The following is a 19,893-nucleotide window of genomic DNA, read 5'->3' as shown; positions in this document are numbered from 1 at the left end:
CGCCGTTACAGGTACTGTCCGGCTTGGACCTCGCCCGGCTTGGACACCCGTACCGACACCACGTTGGCCAGGTTGACGACCATGCCGATCGTCTCGGTCTCGAAGCCGTATCTCACCTGGGTCAGCACCAGGCTGCGCCGTTCGTCCAGAGCACGGGAGATCGCCTCCAGCGCCTCGGCCTCCCCGTCGAAGTCCCCGCTCGTCACGGAGACGTCCTCACCTCCCACCGGATGGAATCGAATGATCAGCGCATTGTTGTCAGGCACGGCCGGCTCCTTTCGCCAGTGTCCACAAGAGGTAACTGCCCAGCGTCGAACTCTGTAGACGACCGCCGCCACCCGAGCTCCACGCGGAGGACCCGACCATCGCGGAGGTGCCCCGTCCCCATGCGGTGAAACGGAGATATCCGCGAGCTGAATCACCCACCGGAATTTCACCGGTCATGTCATCCCATTCGTGTCATAAATATTTGGTATAACGTGGCGAAAGCCTTATTCAGACGACCCTCACCTGCATGATTATTATCACGGTAGCCATATGGCAAAGTTATAGAAACATGGAGGGTATTGCGGCCTCACGTCCAATGTAAGCCTTGTGCACGTCCAGGCTGCCAGGTCCCGCCGGTTTCCCGCGGCGGTGTCGTGCGGCGCCGGTTTCGACCGGCCGCCCCGGCGCCGCGCGCGTTCGACAGGTCGCGTCCAGGCACGTCCCCCGGAGGCCAAGGAGGCCATTGTGGACGCCGAGAACATCCACCACCAGAATACCGGCGACGAGAGCGAGGGCATCAGCCGCAAGACCCTGCTGAAGGCCGCTCTCATCGCCCCGATTCCGCTGCTGGTCGGCCAGGCTCCCGCGCTGGCCCGCGACGCGCGGCGAACGAACGGGCTGCTCGCCCCCACCCCCTTCTGCGACGACGGCGACGACCCGACGATCGCCCAGACCGAGGGGCCCTACTTCAAGCCCAACTCGCCGCGGCGCACCTCACTGGCCGGGCCCGGCACACCGGGCGTCCCGCTGACCGTCAGCGGCTACGTGTTCGGCCGCTCGTGCCAGCCGATCGCCAACGCGCTCCTGGACTTCTGGCAGGCGGACACCAACGGCGCCTACGACAACAGCGGATTCGGCTTCCGCGGGCACCAGTTCAGCGACGCCCAGGGCGCGTTCAAACTGACCACGATCGTTCCGGGCCTGTACCCCGGACGCACCCGGCACATCCACGTCAAGGTCCAGGCCCCGAACCGGCCGGTGCTCACCACCCAGCTCTACTTCCCGAACGAACCGCGCAACAACACCGACACGATCTTCGACCCGTCACTGGTCATGACCGTGCGCACGGCCGGTTCCGGCAGGGAGGCGACGTTCGACTTCGTGCTCGACATCGTCGGCACCCCGTCGCCCAGCCCGACGCCGACCACGAGCCCCCCGCCGGGCGGGACGTGGCAGGCCGGAACGGACTACAAGGTCGGCGACCAGGTCACCTACGGTGGCGTGACCTACCGCTGCCTGCAGGGGCACACAGCCTACGCCGGATGGGAGCCGCCGAACGTACCGGCCCTGTGGCGGCGCGTCTGACGCACCGGACGGCCGGCATGACCGGCGACCACCCACCTCCGCTCGTGGACGTCGTGTCGCCGAGGCCCGGGTGCCCGGTCCGGCCTCTCCCCGGACCGGGCACCCGCCGGAGGTCTCCCGGTCAGTGTCCGACGCGCTTCTCCCTGCGCTCGATCGACTCCGCGACCCGCGCGTAGACGGCCAGCAGCAGGTCCCAGAAGCGGCCGACGTCGAGCGAGGTGCCGACCAGCGCGTTGGGGGCGCGGCCCCGGAGGTCGAAGTCGGTCACGGTCATCCCCGAGGTGAAGCGGCCCGCCGTCTCGACGTCGACGACCGCGGGTTCCAGGGTGATCAGCGACGGGTCGATCAGGTGGGCGACCGCGCAGGCGTCGTGGATCGCGGGCCCGCCGTCGGCGGTGATCATGCCGTAGAACCGCACGCACGGGATGAGCAGGTCGGCGCCGAGCCTGCCCATGGCCGCCATTCGGGCCGCCACCGCCTCCGTGGCCATGGCGGCACGGCTCACGTCAAGGCCGATCATGGTCACCGTCCAGCCCGCGCCGAAGACGATCGCGGCGGCCTCCGGGTCGGCGGCGATGTTGAACTCGGCCGCCGGGGAGAAGTTGCCCCGGGTGTACGATCCGCCGAGGATCGTGAGCCCCCGCGCCCAGCCGACGATCCTCGGCTCCCTGAGCACCGCGAGCGCCACGTTGGTCAGCGGGCCGATGGCGACCAGGGTCACCTCGCCCGGATCGGCCCTGAGCGTCTCGACGATGAAGTCGACGGCGTGCCCCGCGGCCGGCGGGAGCGTCGCCGGAGGCAGCAGCGCGTCCCCGAGACCGGAGCCGCCGTGCACGTCGGCCGCGTCCACCCGGGCGCGCAGCAGGGCTCCCGCGCTGCCCGCGGTGACCGGCACGTCGCCGAACCCCAGGAACTCGCGGAGCCGCAGCGCGTTGTCCGTGGTCCTGGCCAGGTCGACGTTGCCGCCGACCGTGGTGATCCCCAAGACCTCCAGGTCGGGGCTCCCATGAGCGAGGGCGAGCGCCAGGGCGTCGTCGATCCCCGGGTCACAGTCAATAATGATCTTCCTGGCTGACACCCGTTCAGCTTGGATTAACTACCCCATGCCCGGCAAATCGGCATTTAGTAGCCTGCGCCTTTCGGGCTCAGGCGCGCTCGTCGGGCTTACCGGCCTCCGTGCCGGCCGGCTCCGGAGGACGGTGCTCGTACGGCGTGCTGAGCACGACCGTGGTGCGGGTCGAGACGTTGGCGGCGGTGCGGATCTGGTTCAGCAGTTCCTCGAGCGCGATCGGCGAGGCCACCCGGACCTTGAGAATGTAGCTCTCGTCCCCGGCCACGCTGTGGCACGCCTCGACGGCGCTCAGGTGGGCCAGCCGTTCCGGGGCGTCGTCGGCGGCGGCCGGATCGATCGGCTTGATGGACACGAACGCGGTGAGCGGCAGCCCGACGGCGTCGTAGTCGACCAGCGCCGCGTAACCCCGCAGCACCCCGCGCTTCTCCAGCCTGCGCACCCGCTGGTGCACCGCCGACACCGACAACCCGGTCTCCCTGGCGAGATCGGTGAAGCTCATCCGGCCATCTCTGGCCAGCAACGTGACGATACAGCGGTCGATCTCCTCCATCCCGTAAACGGTAACGGCACCGGAGAGCACACGCACCGTCCGGATGTCACGGCACGGTCCCAACCACGGGCGACCTCAAGCCCGGTTCCCGTGGCGGCCGGATCGGAACGTAAAGTCGCGAGATGAGCAACCTGGAAACAGATCCGCGGGAATCGGCCTGCGGTGGCCTCGAGGACGTCTCGGCGGAGCCGGTGACCGAACTGCTGGCCGGCAGGGACGTGGTGCTGGGCGGCCCGCGGGCGATGAAGGTCACCAGAACCCTGCCGAACCGGGACATCAGAATGGTCGGCGCCTGGTGCTTCGTCGACCACTACGGCCCGGAGAAGACGACGATGAACGTCCCTCCGCACCCGCACACCGGGCTGCAGACCGTCAGCTGGCTCATGGCGGGCGAGATCCTGCACCGCGACAGCGTCGGTAGCGAGCAGCTGATCAGACCGGGCCAGCTCAACCTGATGACCGCGGGGCGTGCCATCTCCCACTCCGAGGAGTCGGCCGCCGAGGCCGACCTGCACGGAGTCCAGCTGTGGGTGGCTCTCCCCTCGGCCGCCCGCGGGACGGCCCCGGCCTTCGAGCACCACCCGGTGCTGCCCGAACTGACCCTGCCGGGCGCCGGGGTGACCGTCATCATGGGCGAGTTGGACGGCGTCAGGTCACCGGCGACGGTGCACACCCCGCTGGTCGGGGCCGAGGTGCGGCTGGAGGCCGGCGCGGCGATCTCCGTCCCGCTCCGGCCCGGCTTCGAGTACGCCGTGCTGGCCCTGTCCGGCACCGTGCGGGTCGACGAGACGGACCTGACCCCCGGGCCGCTGCTCTACCTGGGCGGCGGGCGCTCGGCACTGACCATGGGGGCCGAGGACGCCGGTCGGCTGCTGCTCATCGGCGGCGAGCCGTTCGAGGAGCGGATCGTCATGTGGTGGAACTTCGTCGGCCGCAGCCACGAGGAGATCGCCCGGTTCCGGCAGGAGTGGATGGAGGGCGAGGAGTTCGGCACGGTGCCCGGCGGCGCCATCCCGCTGCCCGCTCCCGAACTTCCGCTGACCGCCCTGAAGGCTCGCGGACGCCGCCGCTGACGGGCCGGTCCCCACCCCCGTCCAGGACGGCCCCGCCCGCCGCCGGGCGCTGTCCCGCGGCTCCCGCCGTGGCCGGGACCAGTGGGACCAGTGGCCGGGATCACCGGTCAGGCCGCGCCTCTCGACGCGAAGGAGGGAGCCGCGCCTCGCCGGAGCCCCGCGTGTCTCCGGCCCGGACCGGAGGGTGCGAAGCTGGTACGACCCGCGCCACGGGAGCGGTACGGGTCCATGACCGGTTCGGCCTGGGAGGTAAGTCGTGTCTGACGAGTTCGACGTGGTGGTTGTGGGCGCGGGCCCCGCGGGCGAGAACGTCGCCGACCGCGCGGTCAGGGGAGGGCTGACCGCCGCGATCGTCGAGAGGCGCCTGGCCGGTGGCGAGTGCTCGTACTGGGCGTGCATCCCCAGCAAGGCGCTGCTGCGCCCGGTGGAGCTGGCCGCCGAGGTCGCCCGGGTACCGGGCCTGACACTGGGCCCGATCGACACCGCCGCCGTGCTCGCCCGGCGCGACGAGGCGGTGTCCCACCTGGACGACAGCGGCCAGGTCGAGTGGATCAGGAGCGTGCCCGTGGAGTTCGTCCGCGGTCACGGGCGGCTGGACGGCCCAGGACGGGTCGCGGTGAGCGCGGAGGACGGCTCGGTCCGCACCCTGACCGCCAGGCACGCGGTCGTGCTGGCCACCGGCAGCGACGCGCTCATCCCGCCGATTCACGGCCTGGCCGAGGCCAGGCCGTGGACCAGCCATGAGGTGACGGCGGCCAGGCGCGTCCCCGAGCGGCTGGCCGTGCTGGGCGGCGGCGTGGTGGCCTGCGAGATGGCCCAGGCCATGCACGGACTCGGCGCGAGAGAGACGACGGTGCTGGCACGCGGCGGGCTGCTCGGCAGGATGGAGCCGTTCGCCGGGGAACTGGTGGCCGCCTCGTTCGCCGAGGCGGGCATCACGGTGCGCGAGGGCGTCCAGGTGACGAAGGTCGAGCGGCCCCGGCCGGGAGGCCCGGTCACCCTCCACCTGTCCGAGGGGCCGCCCGTCGAGGCGGACGAGCTGCTGGTGGCCACCGGCAGGCGTCCCGCGACCGGCGACCTGGGCCTGGAGAGCGTCGGCCTGGAGGCCGGGCGCTCGGTGGAGGTCGACGACAGCATGCGCGCGACCGGCGTCTCCGACGGCCGGCTGTACGCGGTGGGCGACGTCAACGGCCGCGCTCTGCTCACCCACATGGGCAAGTACCAGGCACGACTGTGCGGCGACGTCATCGCGGCGCGAGCCAAGGGCGAGCCCGACGACCTGCCGGGACTGCGCGACGTGGCGGACGGCTACGGCGCGCCGCAGGTCGTCTTCACCGACCCGCAGGTGTGCGCGGTCGGCCGGACCGAGTCCCAGGCCCGCCGCGAGGGGTTCGACGTCCGCGTGGTCGAGTACGACCTGGGCAGGGTGTCGGGAGCCTACCTGCAGGGCGACGGCTACCGCGGCATGGCCAAGGCCGTGGTGGACGAGCGGCGCCGTGTCCTGCTGGGGGTGACCTTCGTCGGCCCGGCCGTGGGCGAGCTGCTGCACGCCGCGACGATCGCCGTCACCGCCGAGGTGACCCTCGACCGGCTCTGGCATGCCGTGCCGTCCTTCCCCACCGTCAGCGAGATCTGGCTGCGGCTGCTGGAGACGTACGGGCTCTAGCCGGGTTGTGACGGAGGCTCGGGCGGGCGGCCCCGGTGATCTCCTCGGCCCGCGGAGCGTCCCGGGGCGCGATCGCCACGGCACGGCCGGACGGGGGCCGGACGGAGACCTGCCGGAGCACCCGTCAAACGACCACCAGCTCGCGGGTGCGGTGGTTGACCCGCTCGCCGCCCTCCTCCGTGCAGACGAGGATGTCCTCGATGCGGGCGCCGTGCGCCCCGGGCAGGTAGATGCCGGGCTCGACGGAGAAGGCGAAACCGGGCGCCAGCGGCTCGGCGTTGCCCGCGACGATGTAGGGCTCCTCGTGGGTCTCCAGGCCGATGCCGTGGCCGGTGCGGTGGATGAAGTAGTCGCCGTACCCCTCGGCCGCGATCACGTCTCGCGCGGCGGTGTCGATCGCCTCGCACGGCACCCCGGGACGCACCGCGTCGCAGGCCGCCTGCTGGGCGTGCCTGAGCACCTCGTAGTACTTCAGGAAGCCCGCCGGAGGCTCGCCGATGGCATAGACGCGGGTGGAGTCCGAGCAGTAGCCGTCGGGCATCTGCCCCCCGATGTCGACCACGATCGGCTCGCGCTCCCTGACGATCCGGTCCGACAGCTCGTGGTGCGGGCTGGCACCGTTGGGACCGGAACCGACGATGACGAAGTCGACGGTGGAGTGCCCGGCCGCGATGATCGCCTCGGCGATGTCCCTGCCGATCTCCCGCTCGGTCCGGCCGGCCCGCAGGAAGCCGGGCACCTGGGCGTGGACGGCGTCGATCGCGGCGCCCGCCTCGCGCAGCGCCGCCACCTCGGCCGGGCTCTTGCGCATCCGTAGTCCGCGCAGGACCGTCCCGGCGAGCACCTGCTCGGCTCCGGGGATCGCATCGCGCAGGCGCAGCGACTGCATCGCCCACATCCGGTCGGCGAGGCCCACCTTTCCAACCGCGCCCAAACGCCCGCCGACGACCGCGTACGGGTCGTCGGTCTCGTCCCAGGGGACGAACTCCACGCCGAGCCTGGACGCCGGAGAGTGTTCGGCGGCGGGCAACTCCAGGCGGGGCACCATCAGGAAGGCCTCACCCACGACCGGGAGCACCAGGCAGGTGAGCCGCTCCAGCGGCAGCGCCTCATAACCGGTCACGTAACGCAGGTCCGGGCCTGGCGTGAGCAGTAGCGCGTCGAGCCCGGCGGTCGCGGCGGCCTCGCGGGCTGCCTCCAGTCGGGTCACAGGATAGAGATCAGAGGAGTCCGTCGTCACACCGACCAATCTAATCCCGGGCGAAGCGGCGATGCATCCGGGAGCGGCCCCGGGACCGAAACTCAGGAAAAGGAAGGCACGAGGGCAACCCCGCCACTACAATCCGTTGAAGTACGATCACATTTTGTTGGCAAAATATCCGCAAAGCTATACATTTCGAGAGCGAGCTACATGGTCGGCGTAGTGGGCGGCCACCAGCCCCCCCTCCCCCCACGAAACGACCAGGTGACCGGTCCGGCTCCGTCGATCGCCGCTGAGATGGCGCAGCGGTTGCGAGACGAACCGGACGAGCACATGGCCGTGGAGCGGCAACTCCTCAACACCCGCCTGGCGCACGCGGAACGCCTGGGCGATATGGGCTGGACCGAGTGGAATCTCCAGACCGGAGAGTCGATCTGGTCCGATCAGATGTACACCATATTCGGCCGGGATCCCGGCGACGGCCCGATCCACCTGCGCGATCTGGCCGGCCACGTCGAGGCGACCGACCGTCCCGACCTCGATCTGCGCCTGTGGTCCGTCATGCACCGGGCCGAACCCGGGGAGGTCGAGTTCCGCATCCGCCGCCACGGCGAGCTCCGCCATCTTCGCGCCGTGCTCGATCCCGTCGTGACCGGCGGTCACGCCGCCGTGCACGGTGTCGTCCAGGACATCACCTGCCGACGTCGTGCCGAGCGCGTCATGTCCGAGGCGCGGAGCAAGCTGCTCCGCGTCCGCGAACAGGCCGAGAAGGAACACCACATGAGCCTCGCGCTACGCGAGGCGATAATGCCCGGCCTGGGAGAGACCATCGACCTGCCGCACGCGCGCATCGCGGTCCGCTATGTGGCGGCGGACGCCAAGCCCAGCCTCGGCGGCGACTGGTACGACGCCGTTCCCCTGCCCGACGACAGGGTGCTGCTGGCCATCGGCGACGTGGCCGGGCACGGGATGCCCGCGATCTCCCAGATGGCCCAGCTGCGGCACGCCCTGGTCGGCCTCGCGATGACCGGCCACTCCCCCGACCGGCTGCTGGCCTGGCTCAACGACCTTGTGCTGCACCGGATGCCGGAGACGACGGCGACCACGATCGTCGGCCACCTCGACCCGGCCACCAGGATGTTCACCTGGGGACAGGCCGGGCACCCGGCACCGATCCTGGTCCGCGAGGGGACCGCCACCCAGCTCGACCCGCCGGCCGGAGTGTTGCTGGGCGCCACCCCCGACGAGCCGTACGAGCTGGCCGGGGTCGAACTGCGGGAGGACGACCTGCTGCTGCTCTTCACCGACGGGCTGGTGGAGCGGCGCACCCGGGACATCGACGAGGGCCTGGCACTGACCATGGAGGCCGCGGCCCTGCTGAGAGGGGATCCGAACGACGGGCTCGATCAGCTCATCGAGGTGATCGGCGGCCCCAATCCCGAGGATGACACCTGCGTTCTGGCCATCGGGGTGCTCGGCTGATTGGTTAAATGGTCGCCATGCCCGGCCTGATGCTTCTTGACACCCCGTCGCTGTACTACCGCGCCTTCTACGGGATTCCCGAGTCGATGACCTCGCCCGATGGCATGCCCGTCAACGCGGTGCGCGGCGTCATCGACATGATCGCCATGCTGGTCCGCCAGTACTCTCCCCACGAGCTCGTGGCCTGTATGGACGCCGACTGGCGCCCCGCCTTCCGGGTGGCGGCCATCCCCACGTACAAGACCCACCGAGTCGCCGAGGGCGGTGCCGAGGAGACTCCGGACACGCTCGCCCCGCAGGTGCCGGTGATCGAGCAGGTGCTCGACGCGGTGGGCATCGCCCGCATCGGCGTGCCCGGCTACGAGGCCGACGACGTGATGGGCACGCTCACCGCACGGGCGAGCGGCCAGGTCGACGTCGTCACCGGTGACCGCGACCTGTTCCAGCTGGTCGACGACTCCCGGCCGGTTCGCGTTCTCTACACCGCCAGAGGAGTCAAGAACCTCCAGGTGGTCGACGAGGTCGCCGTCGCCGAGAAGTACGGCATCCCCGGCCGCTCCTACGCCGACTTCGCCACCCTGCGCGGCGACCCCAGTGACGGCCTGCCGGGCGTGCCGGGGGTGGGCGACAAGACCGCGGCGGCTCTGATCACCCGGTTCGGCTCCCTGGAGGCGCTGCTACGCGCCGTCGACGGGGACGGCGACCTGACCTCGGGGCAGCGTGCCAGGCTGTCGGCCGCCCGCGACTACCTGCGGGTGGCCCCCGAGGTGGTCCGGGTCGCCCGCGACGCGCCCCTGCCCGAGGCCGACCTCACGCTCCCGGCCAAGCCCCGCGACCCGGACACCCTGACGGCGCTGAGCGAGCGCTACGGCCTGGGCGGGCCGCTGGAACGCCTGACCTCCGCGCTCTGACCCGTCCGCCGAATGTCCGATCTGACCATTTCGCCCTAGTCGGTAGGGCGGGACCGCCGCAAGCCGGTAGGTTGCTCCCTGTGCCTCACAAGAGCATCCGGGTCCCCGGAGAGTCCCACCCCCGGCTCGACGACGGTTTCGAACGGATCCGCCGTGAGATGAAGCTGCCCGAGGGATTCCCCCGGGCGGTGGTCGACGAGGCCGAGTGGGTCGCCGAGGTGCCCACCCTGCCCCGGCTGGACCGGACCGACCTGCCACTGATCACCATCGACCCTCCGGGGGCGATGGACCTCGACCAGGCCGTGCACCTGGAGGAACGGCCCGGGGGCTACCGCGTCTGGTACGCCATCGCCGATGTCGGGGCGTTCGTCAGGCCCGGCGGGGCGATCGACGCCGAGGCCCGCACCCGGGGCGAGACGGTCTACATGCCCGACGGGCGCGTGCCGCTGCACCCGCCGCTGCTGTCGGAGGCCGCCGCCAGCCTGCTGCCGGGCGTGACCAGGCCCGCCGCGCTGTGGTGCGTCGACCTCGACGCGGAGGGCCGGATCGTGGGCGCGGACGTGACCAGGGCGCTGGTACGCAGCCGCGAGCGGCTCGACTACGACTACGCGCAGGCCGCGATCGACACCGGCACCGCCGACGGCACGCTGCGGCTGCTGGCCGAGATCGGCCGGCTCAGGCTCGCCCTGGAGCGGGCCGGCGGCGGCGTCACGCTGCCCACCCCCGACCAGGAGGTCGTTCCGGACGGGGACGGCTACCGGCTGGAGCTGCGCGCCCCGCTGGAGGCCGAGGCGTGGAACGCGCAGATCTCGCTGCTGACGGGCATGGCCGCCGCCTCGATGATGCTGGACGCCGAGATCGGCCTGCTGCGGGTGCTGCCGCCCGCCCCCGCCGAGAGAGTCGCCCAGGTCCGCAGGGTGGCCGCGGCACTCGGCGTGCCCTGGCCGGAGGGCGCGGGGTACGGCGACGTCGTGCACGCCCTCGACCCGAAGATTCCCGAGCAGGCCGCGTTCCTGCAGGAGTCGACGGTGCTGCTGCGCGGCGCCGGTTACGTGGCCTTCAACGGCGAGCCCCCCTCGCAGGCGGAGCACGCCGCGGTGGGCGCGCCGTACGCGCATGTGACCGCGCCGCTGCGCCGGCTCATCGACCGCTACGCCACGGAGATCTGCCTGGCCATCGCGGCGGGCGAGCCGGTGCCGCAGGACGTCCAGGAGGCCATGGACGAGCTGCCGGAGATCATGCACACCACCGGGCGGCGCGTGAACGGCGTCGAGCGGGCGTGCGTGGACCTGGTGGAGGCCTTCGTGCTCCGCGAGCGGGTGGGCCAGACGTTCGACGCGGTGGTGATCGACGTGGCCGAGGACCGGCCGTGGGGCCAGGTGCAGCTCACCGATCCGGCGGTGGTGGCCCGCTGCGACGGCGAAGGGCTCGGGCTGGGCAGGAGTGTGCGCGTTCGGCTGACACGCGCCGACCCGACCACCCGCGAGGTCCGCTTCAGCCTGGCCTGACCGCGCCTCGCCCCGGGAAACCAGCCATGCCCGGCACGCCCCTCGCGCGGCCTGGCTCAGGCCAGGGACGAGTAGGCCACCACCCCGCGACGCAGCGCGTCCATCGCCTTGCTCGCGTTCTGCTTGACCTTGCTCCCGGCCGGGGCGGCAGTGGAGATCTGGCCGAGAAGGTCGAGCAGCTGCTTCATCCAGCGTACGAAGTCTCCCGCTGCCAGCTCCGCGCCGCCGGCGCCGTCTCGGAGCACGGAGTCCAGGGTGTGGCCCCTGGCCCAGCGGAAGGCCGCCCAGGCGAAGCCGAAGTCGGGTTCCCTGATGAACGACAGGCCGTGGTCGCTCTCGATCGACTCCAGCTCACCCCAGAGACGGACCATGTCGGCCAGCGTCTGCTGCGCGCCGCCCGCGGGAATCCTGGGCTGGCGGGCGTCGTCGGCCTGTCTGGACTCGAAGACCAGCGAGGAGACGCACGCGGCCAGCTCGGCCGGGTCCAGGTCGTTCCAGAGCCCGGCGCGCAGACACTCGGCGGTCAGCAGGTCCAGCTCGGTGTAGAGCTGGGCCAGGCGGCGGCCCTCTGTCGTGACGCTCTCACCGTCGAGGTAGCCGAGCTGGTCGAGCACCCCGCAGACCTTGTCGAAGGTGCGGGCGATGACATGGGAACGGCCCTCGACCCGGCGGCGCAACCCCTCGGTCTCGCGGAGCAGCTTGTGGTAGCGCTCGGCCCAGCGGGCGTGGTCCTCGCGCTCGTCGCACCCGTGGCAGGGGTGCCGGCGGATCTCCCGGCGCAGGCGGGTGATCTCCTCGTCCTCGGTGGCATGGTCGCGCGCCCTGACGGGCTTGCCGAAGTCCCGGTCGCCGATCTTGGCGTGTACCGAGGAGACCAGGTTGGCCCGTTCCTTCGGCGAGCGGGCGTTGAAGTTCTTCGGGATGCGCAGATGCTCGACCGGTTCGACCGGGACGGGGAAGTCGGCCGGCGACAGCTTCTTGACCTGCTTGCCGATGGTCAGCACCAGCGGGGACGGGCCCTCGCCCCGGGAGTTGAGGCCGGGGTCGAGAACGACGGCCAGACCGGCGCGACGCCCGCCGGGAATCCTGATGATGTCGCCGGGCTTGAGCGCCTCCAGCGAGCGCAGCGCCTGCGTCCTGCGGGCCGCGCCGCGCTGGCGTGACAGCTCGGCCTCCCTGTCGGACAGTGCCCTGCGCATCGCGGCGTACTCCTCGAAGTCGCCCAGATGGCAGGTCATCGCCTGGCGGTAGCCCTCCAGGGCCTCCTCGGCCCGGCGCACCTGCTTGGCGATGCCCACCACGGCCCGGTCGGCCTGGAACTGCGCGAACGAGGACTCCAGCAGCGTCCTGGCCCGCTCCCTGCCCACCTGGCCGACCAGGTTGACCGCCATGTTGTACGAGGGACGGAAGCTGGAGCGCAGCGGGTAGGTGCGGGTACTGGCCAGGCCGGCGACCTGGAGGGGGTCGGTGCCCGGTTGCCACTGGACCACCGCGTGGCCCTCCACGTCGATGCCGCGGCGCCCGGCTCGCCCGGTGAGCTGGGTGTACTCGCCGGGGGTGAGGTCGGCGTGGGTCTCGCCGTTCCACTTGTCGAGCTTCTCGATCACCACGGAGCGGGCGGGCATGTTGATGCCCAGCGCGAGGGTCTCGGTGGCGAACACGGCCTTGACGAGGCCGCGGGTGAACAGCTCCTCGACGACCTCCTTGAAGGCCGGGAGCATGCCCGCGTGATGGGCGGCCAGACCCCGCTCCAGGGCGTCACGCCACTCGAGGTAGCCGAGCACGGCCAGGTCCTCGTCGGGCAGGTGCGCGGTGCGCTCGTCGACGATCTGGCGGATCTCGTGGCGCTCGGCGTCGGTGGTGAGCCGGATGCCGTCGTGCAGGCACTGCATGACGGCGGCGTCGCAACCGGCCCTGGAGAAGATGAACGTGATCGCGGGCAGCAGGGCGTCGGCGTCCAGGCGCTCGATGGCCGCGGCCCGGTCCGGCGGGCCGCTCCTGCGGGGCCGCGGGTAGCCACGGCGGCCCCTGCCGTACGCCTGGCGCTCCTCGTCCCTGGCGATGCGCAGCAGGTTGGGATTGATCTGGGGACGACGATCCTCGTCGCCGGTGACGAACAGGTCGTAGATGCGGTTGCCGACGAGCATGTGCTGCCAGAGCGGGACCGGGCGGTGCTCGTCGACGATGACGCTGGTGTCGCCGCGGACCTCTCCCATCCACTCGCCGAACTCCTCGGCGTTGCTGACCGTGGCGGACAGGGCGACCAGCCGCACCGACTCGGGCAGGTGGATGATCACCTCTTCCCAGACCGCGCCGCGGAACCGGTCGGCGAGGTAGTGGACCTCGTCCATGACGACGAATCCGAGCCCCGCCAGGGTGCCGGAGCCGGCGTAGAGCATGTTGCGCAGCACCTCGGTCGTCATGACGACGATGGGAGCCTCACCGTTGACGCTGTTGTCACCGGTGAGCAGGCCCACCTTGGTCGCGCCGTACCGCCTGACCAGGTCGTTGTACTTCTGGTTGGACAGCGCCTTGATCGGGGTGGTGTAGAAGCACTTGCGGCCCTCCGCCAGGGCCAGGTGCACGGCGAACTCGCCGACGACCGTCTTCCCCGAGCCGGTGGGGGCCGCCACGAGGACTCCGTCGCCCGCCTCCAGCGCCCGGCAGGCGTCGATCTGGAAGTCGTCCAGCTTGAAGTCGTACAGGCCGCGGAACGAGGTCAGCGCCGGCCCGCTCTCAGCCTGCCTCTGACGGAAGGCAGCGTATCGTTCCGCTGGGGTCGTCATACCTCCCAGCCTACCGATATCGGGATTCCGGTCCGTCCCCCTTTTTACCGGCGATCCGGCCGATCGCGCGGGCGGAGCCGCCCTAAACGAGGACCGCCAGCGCTCCGGGAACGACCTCGCAGGTCAACGGGGTGGGGCCGACCCGCTCGCCGTCGGCGTAGGCGATCACTCCGGCGGCCTCCAGCCGTACCCTTCGGGCGCGGTGCATGGTGACGGCGGGATGGCTCGCGTGCGAGCCCCGGTAGACGCGGGGAAAGGCACGCAGAAACTCCCCCCGAGGGACGGCGCCGAGGATCGTCACGTCCAGCAGACCGTCGTCGGGCACGGCATCGGGGCACACGCGCATGCCCGCGCCGTACGAGCGGGTGTTGCCGACCGCGACCAGCATGGCCTCCCGCTCGACGATCTCACCGTCCAGGTCGATCCGGAACGGGATGGGCCGGAAGGAGCGCAGTTCCTCGGCGAGGGCGACCAGGTACTTGGCCATGCCGGGCGGCCAGGTCATCTGGTTGGCCCGCTCGTTGACCCGGGAGTCGAAGCCGCAGGCCACCACCCCGGCGAACCACTCGTCCTCGCCCACCTTCGCGGCGTCGACGGTGCGCACCCGCCCGCGCAGCACGGTGTCGGCGGCGGCCAGGGGCGCCTTCAGCGGGATGCCGAGCGCGCCCGCGATGTCGTTGCCGGTGCCCACCGGGATGACGCCCAGCGGCACGCCGCTGCCCGCGACCGCCTGGACCGCCAGGTGCACCAGGCCGTCACCGCCGAAGGCCACCAGCGCCTCCGGTTCCTCGGCCACGGCCATACAGGCTCGGTCCAGGGCGTCGGCGGCGGAGTCTCCGAGGATCACCGAGACCTCGCGACCCCCCTGCCGCAACCGATCGAGCACCGGGGAGAGCAGTCCCCGTGAACGGCCGCCACGGGCGGCTGGATTGACGAGGACTGCGATCTCTGCGGGCACAGACCGGAACTTATCCCCTATTTACTGGGATCGGTGTCGGTCGTTCTCGAATCGATAGGAGCCGGATCGCCGACGGGTGCCACGTCGCCCACGGGCGAGGCGTCGTCGTCGAGCGAGGAGGCCTCGTCGTCGGAGAGGTGGGAGAAGTCCTCGCCCTTCGGCTGCCTCTTCTCCCGCAGGTACATGAACCCCTCGGCCAGGGCGAACAGCAGCACCATCGGCAGGGCGAGCGCGATCATCGTGAACGGGTCGCCGCCGGGGGTGGCGACCGCTCCGAAGACGAACATGAGAAAGATGACCATGCGACGGTGCTTGGCCACCAGCGCGTGCGGCAGCACCCCGATGATGTTCAGGAACACCATGAGCAACGGCAGCTCGAAGGAGATGCCGAACACGATGAGCATGATCAGCGCGTAGCTGAGGTACTCGTCGATCGTGATGCCGGTCAGCGTTCCCGGCGGGGCGAACCCGAGCAGGATCGACAGCCCCGTGTCCATCACGAAGTAGGCCAGAGCCGCCCCCGCGAGGAACAGCGGGACGGCCAGCATGATGAACAGGATCGAGTAGCGCTTCTCGTTGCGGTACAGGCCGGGGGTGACGAAACCCCAGATCTGCCAGAGCCAGATCGGTGAGGAGACGACGAGGCCGAACATCGCCGCAACCTTGAGGTTCACGAAGAAGGAGTCGAAGACGCCGAGGATCAGCATCGTGCACTGTCCGGGCCGCAACTCCTGCGCCTGGGGAAGCCCGCAGTAAGGAGCGGACACGAACTGCCAGATCGGGCCAAAGAAGATGAAACCAACCACGATGCCCGCGATCAGGCCGAGCATGGCGATGATCAGCCGGTTGCGCAGCTCACGCAGGTGCTCCATGAGCGGCATGCGACCGTCGCCAGAGTCAGCGGGCGGTTCCGCCCCGTTCCGGCCCGGTTTAGGCCACTTCAGCAGCGCCATTCACGAATCCTGGGGTGACGAGTCGGGGTTGATCGGGGTAGATCCTCAGGCTACCGTCGATCACTGCGTCTTGGGCGCTCCAGCCTGGGCTCGCAGCCTGGCCGCCTGCTCCTCAAGCTGACGGGCCTGCTCCTCGACGCTCAGCGCGGAGGCCGGCGTCGAAGTCGTGGCCGGGATCGGCTGCGGTGCCGGGGCGGCGGGCTGGGCATGGGCCTGGACGACCGTGGTGGTCGTGCCGTTGGCCTCGTCGTCATCGCGGAGCTTGGCGGTCTCCGACTTGAAGATGCGCAGCGACCGGCCGAGCCCGCGGGCGGCTTCCGGCAACTTCTTGGCGCCGAAAAGCAGCACCAGGATCAAGCCGATGATGATCAGCTCAGTGGGTCCGAGGTTTGGCATTACACATCCTTACGCCGAACGACGTGCATTCTCTGCATCCGATCGTACGCTGCCCCGAGGACAGACTCACCCCTTCGGAACACGTATCGTCCCCCCGCTCTCGCCGAACAGCACCCGGACGGGTTCCAGGCTCCCGTGCGCGCGGTCGATCTCGCGGCCGAGTTCGGTGGCCGCGCGCAGTACGCGAACGGCCAGAAACCCGAGGATTCCCAGCCCCACGAGGGCCAGCGAGAGCGCGGCGATGATCCAGCTCATGGTGGGAGATCCTAGTACCGCACGTCAGAAGATCGATTCGTAACGATTCAGCGCGGCCGTCGCGGCGGCGCGCACGCTCGCGTCCAGCGAGGCGGGCGAGATCACCCTGCCGGTGTCGCCCAGGCGCAGCGCCAGGCGTATCACCCAGCCCTGATCCCTGGCCCGCAGCGCCACCCGCACGCGGCCCTCGCCGAGCTCGGTGACCCGCTCGCACGGGTAGTACTCGGCGACCCAGCGGCCTGCGGCGGTCAGCTCCAGCTCCACCAGCTCGTCGGTCGGCGAGGGCCGGAACACCCCGGGCGTCACCTCGTCCGGCACGGCGTCGGCGGGCGGGTCGGCGGGCACGTCGAGCACGTCCACGGAGAGCATCCGGTCCAGCCGGAACAGCCGGACCGCCTCGGCCCGGTAGCACCAGCCCGACAGGTAGGGACGGCCGTCCACGACGACCAGGCGCATCGGATCGACCTCGCGCGGAGTGATCTCGTCGCGCCCCGGCACGTAGTAGCGCAGCGACAGCCGTCTACCGCGCCGCAGCGCCTCGTTGACGCTGGGCAGCGCGTCGGGCGCGGCGTCGACCTCCACCGCGACCTGGCTGCTGACCGCCGCCGCGCCCTCGCCCGAGGCCTGCTCGAACTTGGCGATGACCCGGGCCAGCGCGTCGCGCTCCCCGAACTCCGGCATCTCGGCGAGCAGGCGCAGCGCGACCAGCAGGGCGCTGGCCTCGTCCACCCCCAGCCGCAGCGGGCGGGCGATGGTGTCGGCGTTGTCGATGACGATCTCTCCGCCGTCCCACGACACGTCGATCAGGTCGCCGGGGGTGTGACCGGGCAGCCCGCACATCCACACCAGCTGCAGGTCGTCGATGAGCTGCTTCTCGCTCAGGCCGAAGATCTTCGCGACCTCGGGCACCTGTGCCCCGGGGTGCGACATCAGGTAGGGCACCAGCGCCAGCAACCTGGGCAGGCGATCGGCGGTGCTCACGCGAGTGCTCCCTTCAGGCGGCAGATCACCGCGTCGCGGGCGTCCGGCGGACCGACCACCTCCGCGTCGGCGGCGAAGCCCACGATCCACCCGGCCAGCCGGCCGGGATCGGTGAAGTCGACCTCCAGCTCGTCCCATCCGTCGCCGGCGGGCCGCACCGCCTTCGCCACCTGGCGCAGCCCCTGGCAGGTGTCCTGCCTGACCCGGACGAGAGCGGTACGCTCCCGGACCGCGGCGTCGCTGTAGACGACCATGGACTTGATGTCGACGCCCTCGGGCACCACCACGGAGCCCGGGCGGCCGACGGTGGTGACCGCCCCGCCGATCCGGCTGAGCCTGAAGACCCGCGGCGCGTCCCGGTCGCGGTCGTGACCGACCATGTACCAGCGGCCGCGGCGGCTGACCACGCCCCACGGCTCCACGGTGCGGGTCAGCACGTTCTGGCTGGCCGCCGCCCGGTAGGCGAAGCGAACCGCCCGCCGGTCACGCACGGCCTCCCAGAGCGCGGGAAAGGCGGGATCCTGGGTGTCGACGCGCAACTCCAGCGCCCCGCCGAGCACCCCGTACGCCTCGTCGGTCTCCACGCCCCCGGCACGCAGTTTCAGCAGCGCGCCACTGGCCGCCTCGGCCAGACTGGCCCGTTGCCACACCTGGGCCGCCAGACCCACCACCGCGGCCTCGTCCGGCTCCAGAGTGATCTCCGGCAGCTCGTAGGCCTGGCGGACGATCCGGTAGCCGGGATCCTCCTCCCAGGGGTCCTTTTGGACCTCGATCGGGATGCCGATCTCACGCAGCTCGTTCTTGTCCCGCTCGAACATCCGCTGGAAGGCCTCGTCGTTGTCGGCGTCGTAGCCCGGCACCGCCTGGCGGATGTGCTCGGCGCTGAGCGGCCGCCGCGTGGCCAGCAGGCAGATCACGAGATTGAGCAGCCGCTCGGTCTTCCGACGCGACATCCGGCCTCCTCCCTGTTCAAGTGACGCTACCCTTCCCCCGTGATCAGATGGCGCAGGGGCGAGGTCGTACGGATCCGGCGCGAATGGCCCGGGGCAATGGAACTCGACGTGACCACCGAGGACGGTGAGGCGCGCGCGCTCGCCTACCCGGCCCTGGTGGGACGCCCGGAGCCCGGTGACGTGGTGCTGCTCAACACGACCGCGCTCGCGATGGGTCTCGGTACGGGAGGTTACGCCATGGTGGTGGCTGTTCCCGACCGATTGCCACAAGATCCTCAAGGTCCCGGACACCTGGTGAAGGCACGCTACACCCCGTTGCAGACCACCGTACTAGGCGCGGACGAGCAGGACTCGCCCTTCCACCACCTCCTGCGGGACGCCGACTCCGTGGACGGCATGCCGGTGATCGTCGCCGACCTGCACTCGGCCCTGCCGGCGATTCTCTGCGGCCTGTACGGCTCGAATCCGCCGCGCACCGGGGAGTCCGGCGGGCACCGGCCCGCCAGGGTCGCCTACGTGATGCTCGACGGGGGCGCGCTGCCCGCCTGGTTCTCCATGTCGTGCGCGCGGCTGCGGGAGGCCGGCTGGCTGTGCGGGGTGGTCACGGTGGGCCAGGCCTTCGGCGGCGACGTGGAGGCGGTGACGCCGCACACCGGCCTGCTGGCGGCCCGGCACGTCCTGGGGGCCGACGTCGCGGTCGTCACCCAGGGGCCGGGCAATCTGGGCAGCGGCACCCGCTGGGGCTTCTCCGGCATCTCGGCCGGCGAGGCGGTCAACGCCGCCGCCGTCCTCGGGGGCCGCCCGGTCGCGGCGCTGCGGGTCAGCGAGGGCGACCTGCGCGAGCGCCACATCGGGGTCTCACACCACTCGCTGACCGCCTACGGCCGGGTGGCGCTGGCCCCCGCCCAGATCGCCGTGCCCGTGCTGCCCGGCGACTTCGGCAGGCGGGTGACCGAGCAGTCGCGCCCGCTCGCCGCGCGGCACGAGCTGGTCGAGGTGCCGGTGGACGGGCTGTACGCGGCGTTGCGGGAGTCTCCGGTCAGGCTGTCGACGATGGGCCGCGGCCTGGACGAGGACCTGGCCTACTTCCTGGCCTCGGCCGCCGCCGGACGCCACACCGCCTCGCTGCTGTCGTAGAAATCCTTGAACGTGAAGGCCTCAGACGTGGGGCCTTCCCTCCTGAACCGCTCCAGGCGTTCCATCCCCTCGGCCAGCCTCGGCTCGTGCCCCTCGGGAATCCACCACATCACCGAGGACGGCTCCGCCATGCGCAGGAACCATTCCCTGCGCCGCTGCAGGAACTCCAGGTGGCCGCTGCGATAGACGTAGTCCCACAGCGCCTCGCGCGACTCCCAGACCGAGAGGTTGACCAGCAGGTGGTCACCGTGGTCGTGCTTGACCGTGTCCTCGGGGGCGTCACCGCCCTTGAGTCTCCAGACGAAGCCGGGAGTCGCCTCGGCCAGCCGGTTGATGGGGTCGAGACCGGCGACGAAGGCGGCCAGCTCCGGGGAGTCGACGGGAGCGCGCATATGGGCGATGTTCAGTTGGGCCAGATGCATGAGCACAGCAGATCACC

At 71.1% G+C, this 19,893-nt stretch carries 19 protein-coding genes; 7 read left to right on the top strand and 12 right to left on the bottom strand.

Features of this window, described 5'->3' with window-relative positions; genetic code table 11:
• Nucleotides 1-5: 5 nt before the first annotated feature.
• Entirely contained in the window at nucleotides 6-266 is a 261-nt protein-coding gene (locus AB0K21_RS19425) for a hypothetical protein (RefSeq protein ID WP_343974077.1), read from the bottom strand.
• 466 nt (nucleotides 267-732) lie between these two features.
• Between AB0K21_RS19425 and AB0K21_RS19420 the strand changes: the two genes are divergently transcribed.
• Nucleotides 733-1,572 carry a carbohydrate-binding protein gene (locus AB0K21_RS19420; protein WP_364151574.1) on the top strand — a complete coding sequence of 280 codons (840 nt, stop codon included), beginning with the start codon at nucleotides 733-735 and terminating at the stop codon, nucleotides 1,570-1,572.
• Between the two features lie 121 nt (nucleotides 1,573-1,693).
• Here AB0K21_RS19420 and AB0K21_RS19415 read toward each other — a convergent pair whose 3' ends face one another.
• Together AB0K21_RS19415 and AB0K21_RS19410 are read right to left on the bottom strand one after the other, a co-directional pair.
• On the bottom strand, nucleotides 1,694-2,650 hold the full coding sequence (locus AB0K21_RS19415; protein WP_343974071.1) for a nucleoside hydrolase: 957 nt from the start codon (nucleotides 2,648-2,650) through the stop codon (nucleotides 1,694-1,696).
• A 67-nt stretch (nucleotides 2,651-2,717) separates the two neighbouring features.
• Entirely contained in the window at nucleotides 2,718-3,194 is a 477-nt protein-coding gene (locus tag AB0K21_RS19410; RefSeq protein ID WP_343974069.1) for an Lrp/AsnC family transcriptional regulator, read from the bottom strand.
• Nucleotides 3,195-3,316: 122 nt separating this feature from the next.
• Between AB0K21_RS19410 and AB0K21_RS19405 the strand changes: the two genes are divergently transcribed.
• Nucleotides 3,317-4,267 (top strand): pirin family protein, encoded by a 951-nt coding sequence (locus tag AB0K21_RS19405; RefSeq protein WP_343974066.1) that lies wholly within the window; start codon nucleotides 3,317-3,319, stop codon nucleotides 4,265-4,267.
• Nucleotides 4,268-4,523: 256 nt separating this feature from the next.
• On the top strand, nucleotides 4,524-5,933 hold the full coding sequence (locus AB0K21_RS19400) for an NAD(P)/FAD-dependent oxidoreductase (protein WP_364151571.1): 1,410 nt from the start codon (nucleotides 4,524-4,526) through the stop codon (nucleotides 5,931-5,933).
• Nucleotides 5,934-6,057: 124 nt separating this feature from the next.
• On the opposite strand, the gene AB0K21_RS19395 is transcribed toward AB0K21_RS19400, so the two are convergent.
• Complete coding sequence (locus AB0K21_RS19395; RefSeq protein ID WP_364151569.1) at nucleotides 6,058-7,143, bottom strand: Xaa-Pro peptidase family protein; 1,086 nt, start codon at nucleotides 7,141-7,143, stop codon at nucleotides 6,058-6,060.
• A gap of 255 nt (nucleotides 7,144-7,398) precedes the next feature.
• Here AB0K21_RS19395 and AB0K21_RS19390 point away from each other — a divergent pair, with 255 nt between their 5' ends.
• From AB0K21_RS19390 to AB0K21_RS19380, 3 genes are all read left to right on the top strand, one after another.
• A complete protein-coding gene (locus AB0K21_RS19390) occupies nucleotides 7,399-8,616 on the top strand; it encodes a SpoIIE family protein phosphatase (RefSeq protein ID WP_364151567.1) in 1,218 nt (405 codons plus the stop codon).
• Between the two features lie 29 nt (nucleotides 8,617-8,645).
• Nucleotides 8,646-9,527 (top strand): 5'-3' exonuclease, encoded by an 882-nt coding sequence (locus tag AB0K21_RS19385; RefSeq protein WP_364151565.1) that lies wholly within the window; start codon nucleotides 8,646-8,648, stop codon nucleotides 9,525-9,527.
• A gap of 80 nt (nucleotides 9,528-9,607) precedes the next feature.
• On the top strand, nucleotides 9,608-11,035 hold the full coding sequence (locus AB0K21_RS19380; RefSeq protein ID WP_364151563.1) for an RNB domain-containing ribonuclease: 1,428 nt from the start codon (nucleotides 9,608-9,610) through the stop codon (nucleotides 11,033-11,035).
• A 56-nt stretch (nucleotides 11,036-11,091) separates the two neighbouring features.
• Here the strand turns inward: AB0K21_RS19380 and AB0K21_RS19375 are convergent, their stop codons facing one another.
• The 7 genes from AB0K21_RS19375 to AB0K21_RS19345 all read right to left on the bottom strand — a co-directional run bounded on the left by AB0K21_RS19375 (nucleotide 11,092) and on the right by AB0K21_RS19345 (nucleotide 18,317).
• On the bottom strand, nucleotides 11,092-13,821 hold the full coding sequence (locus AB0K21_RS19375) for a DEAD/DEAH box helicase (RefSeq protein WP_364151561.1): 2,730 nt from the start codon (nucleotides 13,819-13,821) through the stop codon (nucleotides 11,092-11,094).
• 82 nt (nucleotides 13,822-13,903) lie between these two features.
• Nucleotides 13,904-14,779 (bottom strand): YegS/Rv2252/BmrU family lipid kinase, encoded by an 876-nt coding sequence (locus tag AB0K21_RS19370; RefSeq protein ID WP_343961214.1) that lies wholly within the window; start codon nucleotides 14,777-14,779, stop codon nucleotides 13,904-13,906.
• 17 nt (nucleotides 14,780-14,796) lie between these two features.
• The gene (gene tatC, locus AB0K21_RS19365; protein WP_343961212.1) at nucleotides 14,797-15,651 is read right to left on the bottom strand and encodes a twin-arginine translocase subunit TatC; all 855 of its coding nucleotides are present in this window, start codon (nucleotides 15,649-15,651) and stop codon (nucleotides 14,797-14,799) included.
• A 141-nt stretch (nucleotides 15,652-15,792) separates the two neighbouring features.
• Nucleotides 15,793-16,128, bottom strand: a complete 336-nt coding sequence (gene tatA / locus AB0K21_RS19360; protein ID WP_343961209.1) for a Sec-independent protein translocase subunit TatA — start codon at nucleotides 16,126-16,128, stop codon at nucleotides 15,793-15,795.
• A 66-nt stretch (nucleotides 16,129-16,194) separates the two neighbouring features.
• Nucleotides 16,195-16,383 (bottom strand): hypothetical protein, encoded by a 189-nt coding sequence (locus tag AB0K21_RS19355; protein WP_343961207.1) that lies wholly within the window; start codon nucleotides 16,381-16,383, stop codon nucleotides 16,195-16,197.
• A gap of 24 nt (nucleotides 16,384-16,407) precedes the next feature.
• A complete protein-coding gene (locus AB0K21_RS19350; RefSeq protein ID WP_343961205.1) occupies nucleotides 16,408-17,364 on the bottom strand; it encodes a WYL domain-containing protein in 957 nt (318 codons plus the stop codon).
• Complete coding sequence (locus AB0K21_RS19345) at nucleotides 17,361-18,317, bottom strand: WYL domain-containing protein (protein ID WP_343961203.1); 957 nt, start codon at nucleotides 18,315-18,317, stop codon at nucleotides 17,361-17,363. The genes AB0K21_RS19350 and AB0K21_RS19345 overlap by 4 nt, the downstream gene beginning before the upstream one ends.
• Nucleotides 18,318-18,356: 39 nt before the next feature.
• Between AB0K21_RS19345 and AB0K21_RS19340 the strand changes: the two genes are divergently transcribed.
• Nucleotides 18,357-19,454, top strand: a complete 1,098-nt coding sequence (locus tag AB0K21_RS19340; protein ID WP_364151556.1) for a DUF3866 family protein — start codon at nucleotides 18,357-18,359, stop codon at nucleotides 19,452-19,454.
• Here the strand turns inward: AB0K21_RS19340 and AB0K21_RS19335 are convergent.
• Entirely contained in the window at nucleotides 19,400-19,876 is a 477-nt protein-coding gene (locus tag AB0K21_RS19335) for a DUF3291 domain-containing protein (RefSeq protein WP_343961199.1), read from the bottom strand. The two genes, AB0K21_RS19340 and AB0K21_RS19335, sit on opposite strands and share 55 nt — an antisense overlap.
• Between the last annotated feature and the right edge of the window lie 17 nt (nucleotides 19,877-19,893).

Source organism: Streptosporangium sp. NPDC049248 (genome assembly GCF_040678965.1).
Lineage (GTDB): Bacteria > Actinomycetota > Actinomycetes > Streptosporangiales > Streptosporangiaceae > Streptosporangium > Streptosporangium fukuiense.
The sequence above is the reverse complement of the archived record's forward strand: the minus strand, read 5'-3'. Positions and strand labels throughout refer to the sequence as shown.

Coding starts and splice junctions, on each gene's coding strand:
- tatA (WP_343961209.1), bottom strand. CDS start 16,128: ATGCCAAACCTCGGACCCACTGAGCTGATCATCATCGGCTTGATCCTG.
- AB0K21_RS19375 (WP_364151561.1), bottom strand. CDS start 13,821: ATGACGACCCCAGCGGAACGATACGCTGCCTTCCGTCAGAGGCAGGCT.
- tatC (WP_343961212.1), bottom strand. CDS start 15,651: ATGGAGCACCTGCGTGAGCTGCGCAACCGGCTGATCATCGCCATGCTC.
- AB0K21_RS19410 (WP_343974069.1), bottom strand. CDS start 3,194: ATGGAGGAGATCGACCGCTGTATCGTCACGTTGCTGGCCAGAGATGGC.
- AB0K21_RS19385 (WP_364151565.1), top strand. CDS start 8,646: ATGCTTCTTGACACCCCGTCGCTGTACTACCGCGCCTTCTACGGGATT.
- AB0K21_RS19405 (WP_343974066.1), top strand. CDS start 3,317: ATGAGCAACCTGGAAACAGATCCGCGGGAATCGGCCTGCGGTGGCCTC.
- AB0K21_RS19345 (WP_343961203.1), bottom strand. CDS start 18,317: ATGTCGCGTCGGAAGACCGAGCGGCTGCTCAATCTCGTGATCTGCCTG.
- AB0K21_RS19335 (WP_343961199.1), bottom strand. CDS start 19,876: ATGCATCTGGCCCAACTGAACATCGCCCATATGCGCGCTCCCGTCGAC.
- AB0K21_RS19355 (WP_343961207.1), bottom strand. CDS start 16,383: ATGAGCTGGATCATCGCCGCGCTCTCGCTGGCCCTCGTGGGGCTGGGA.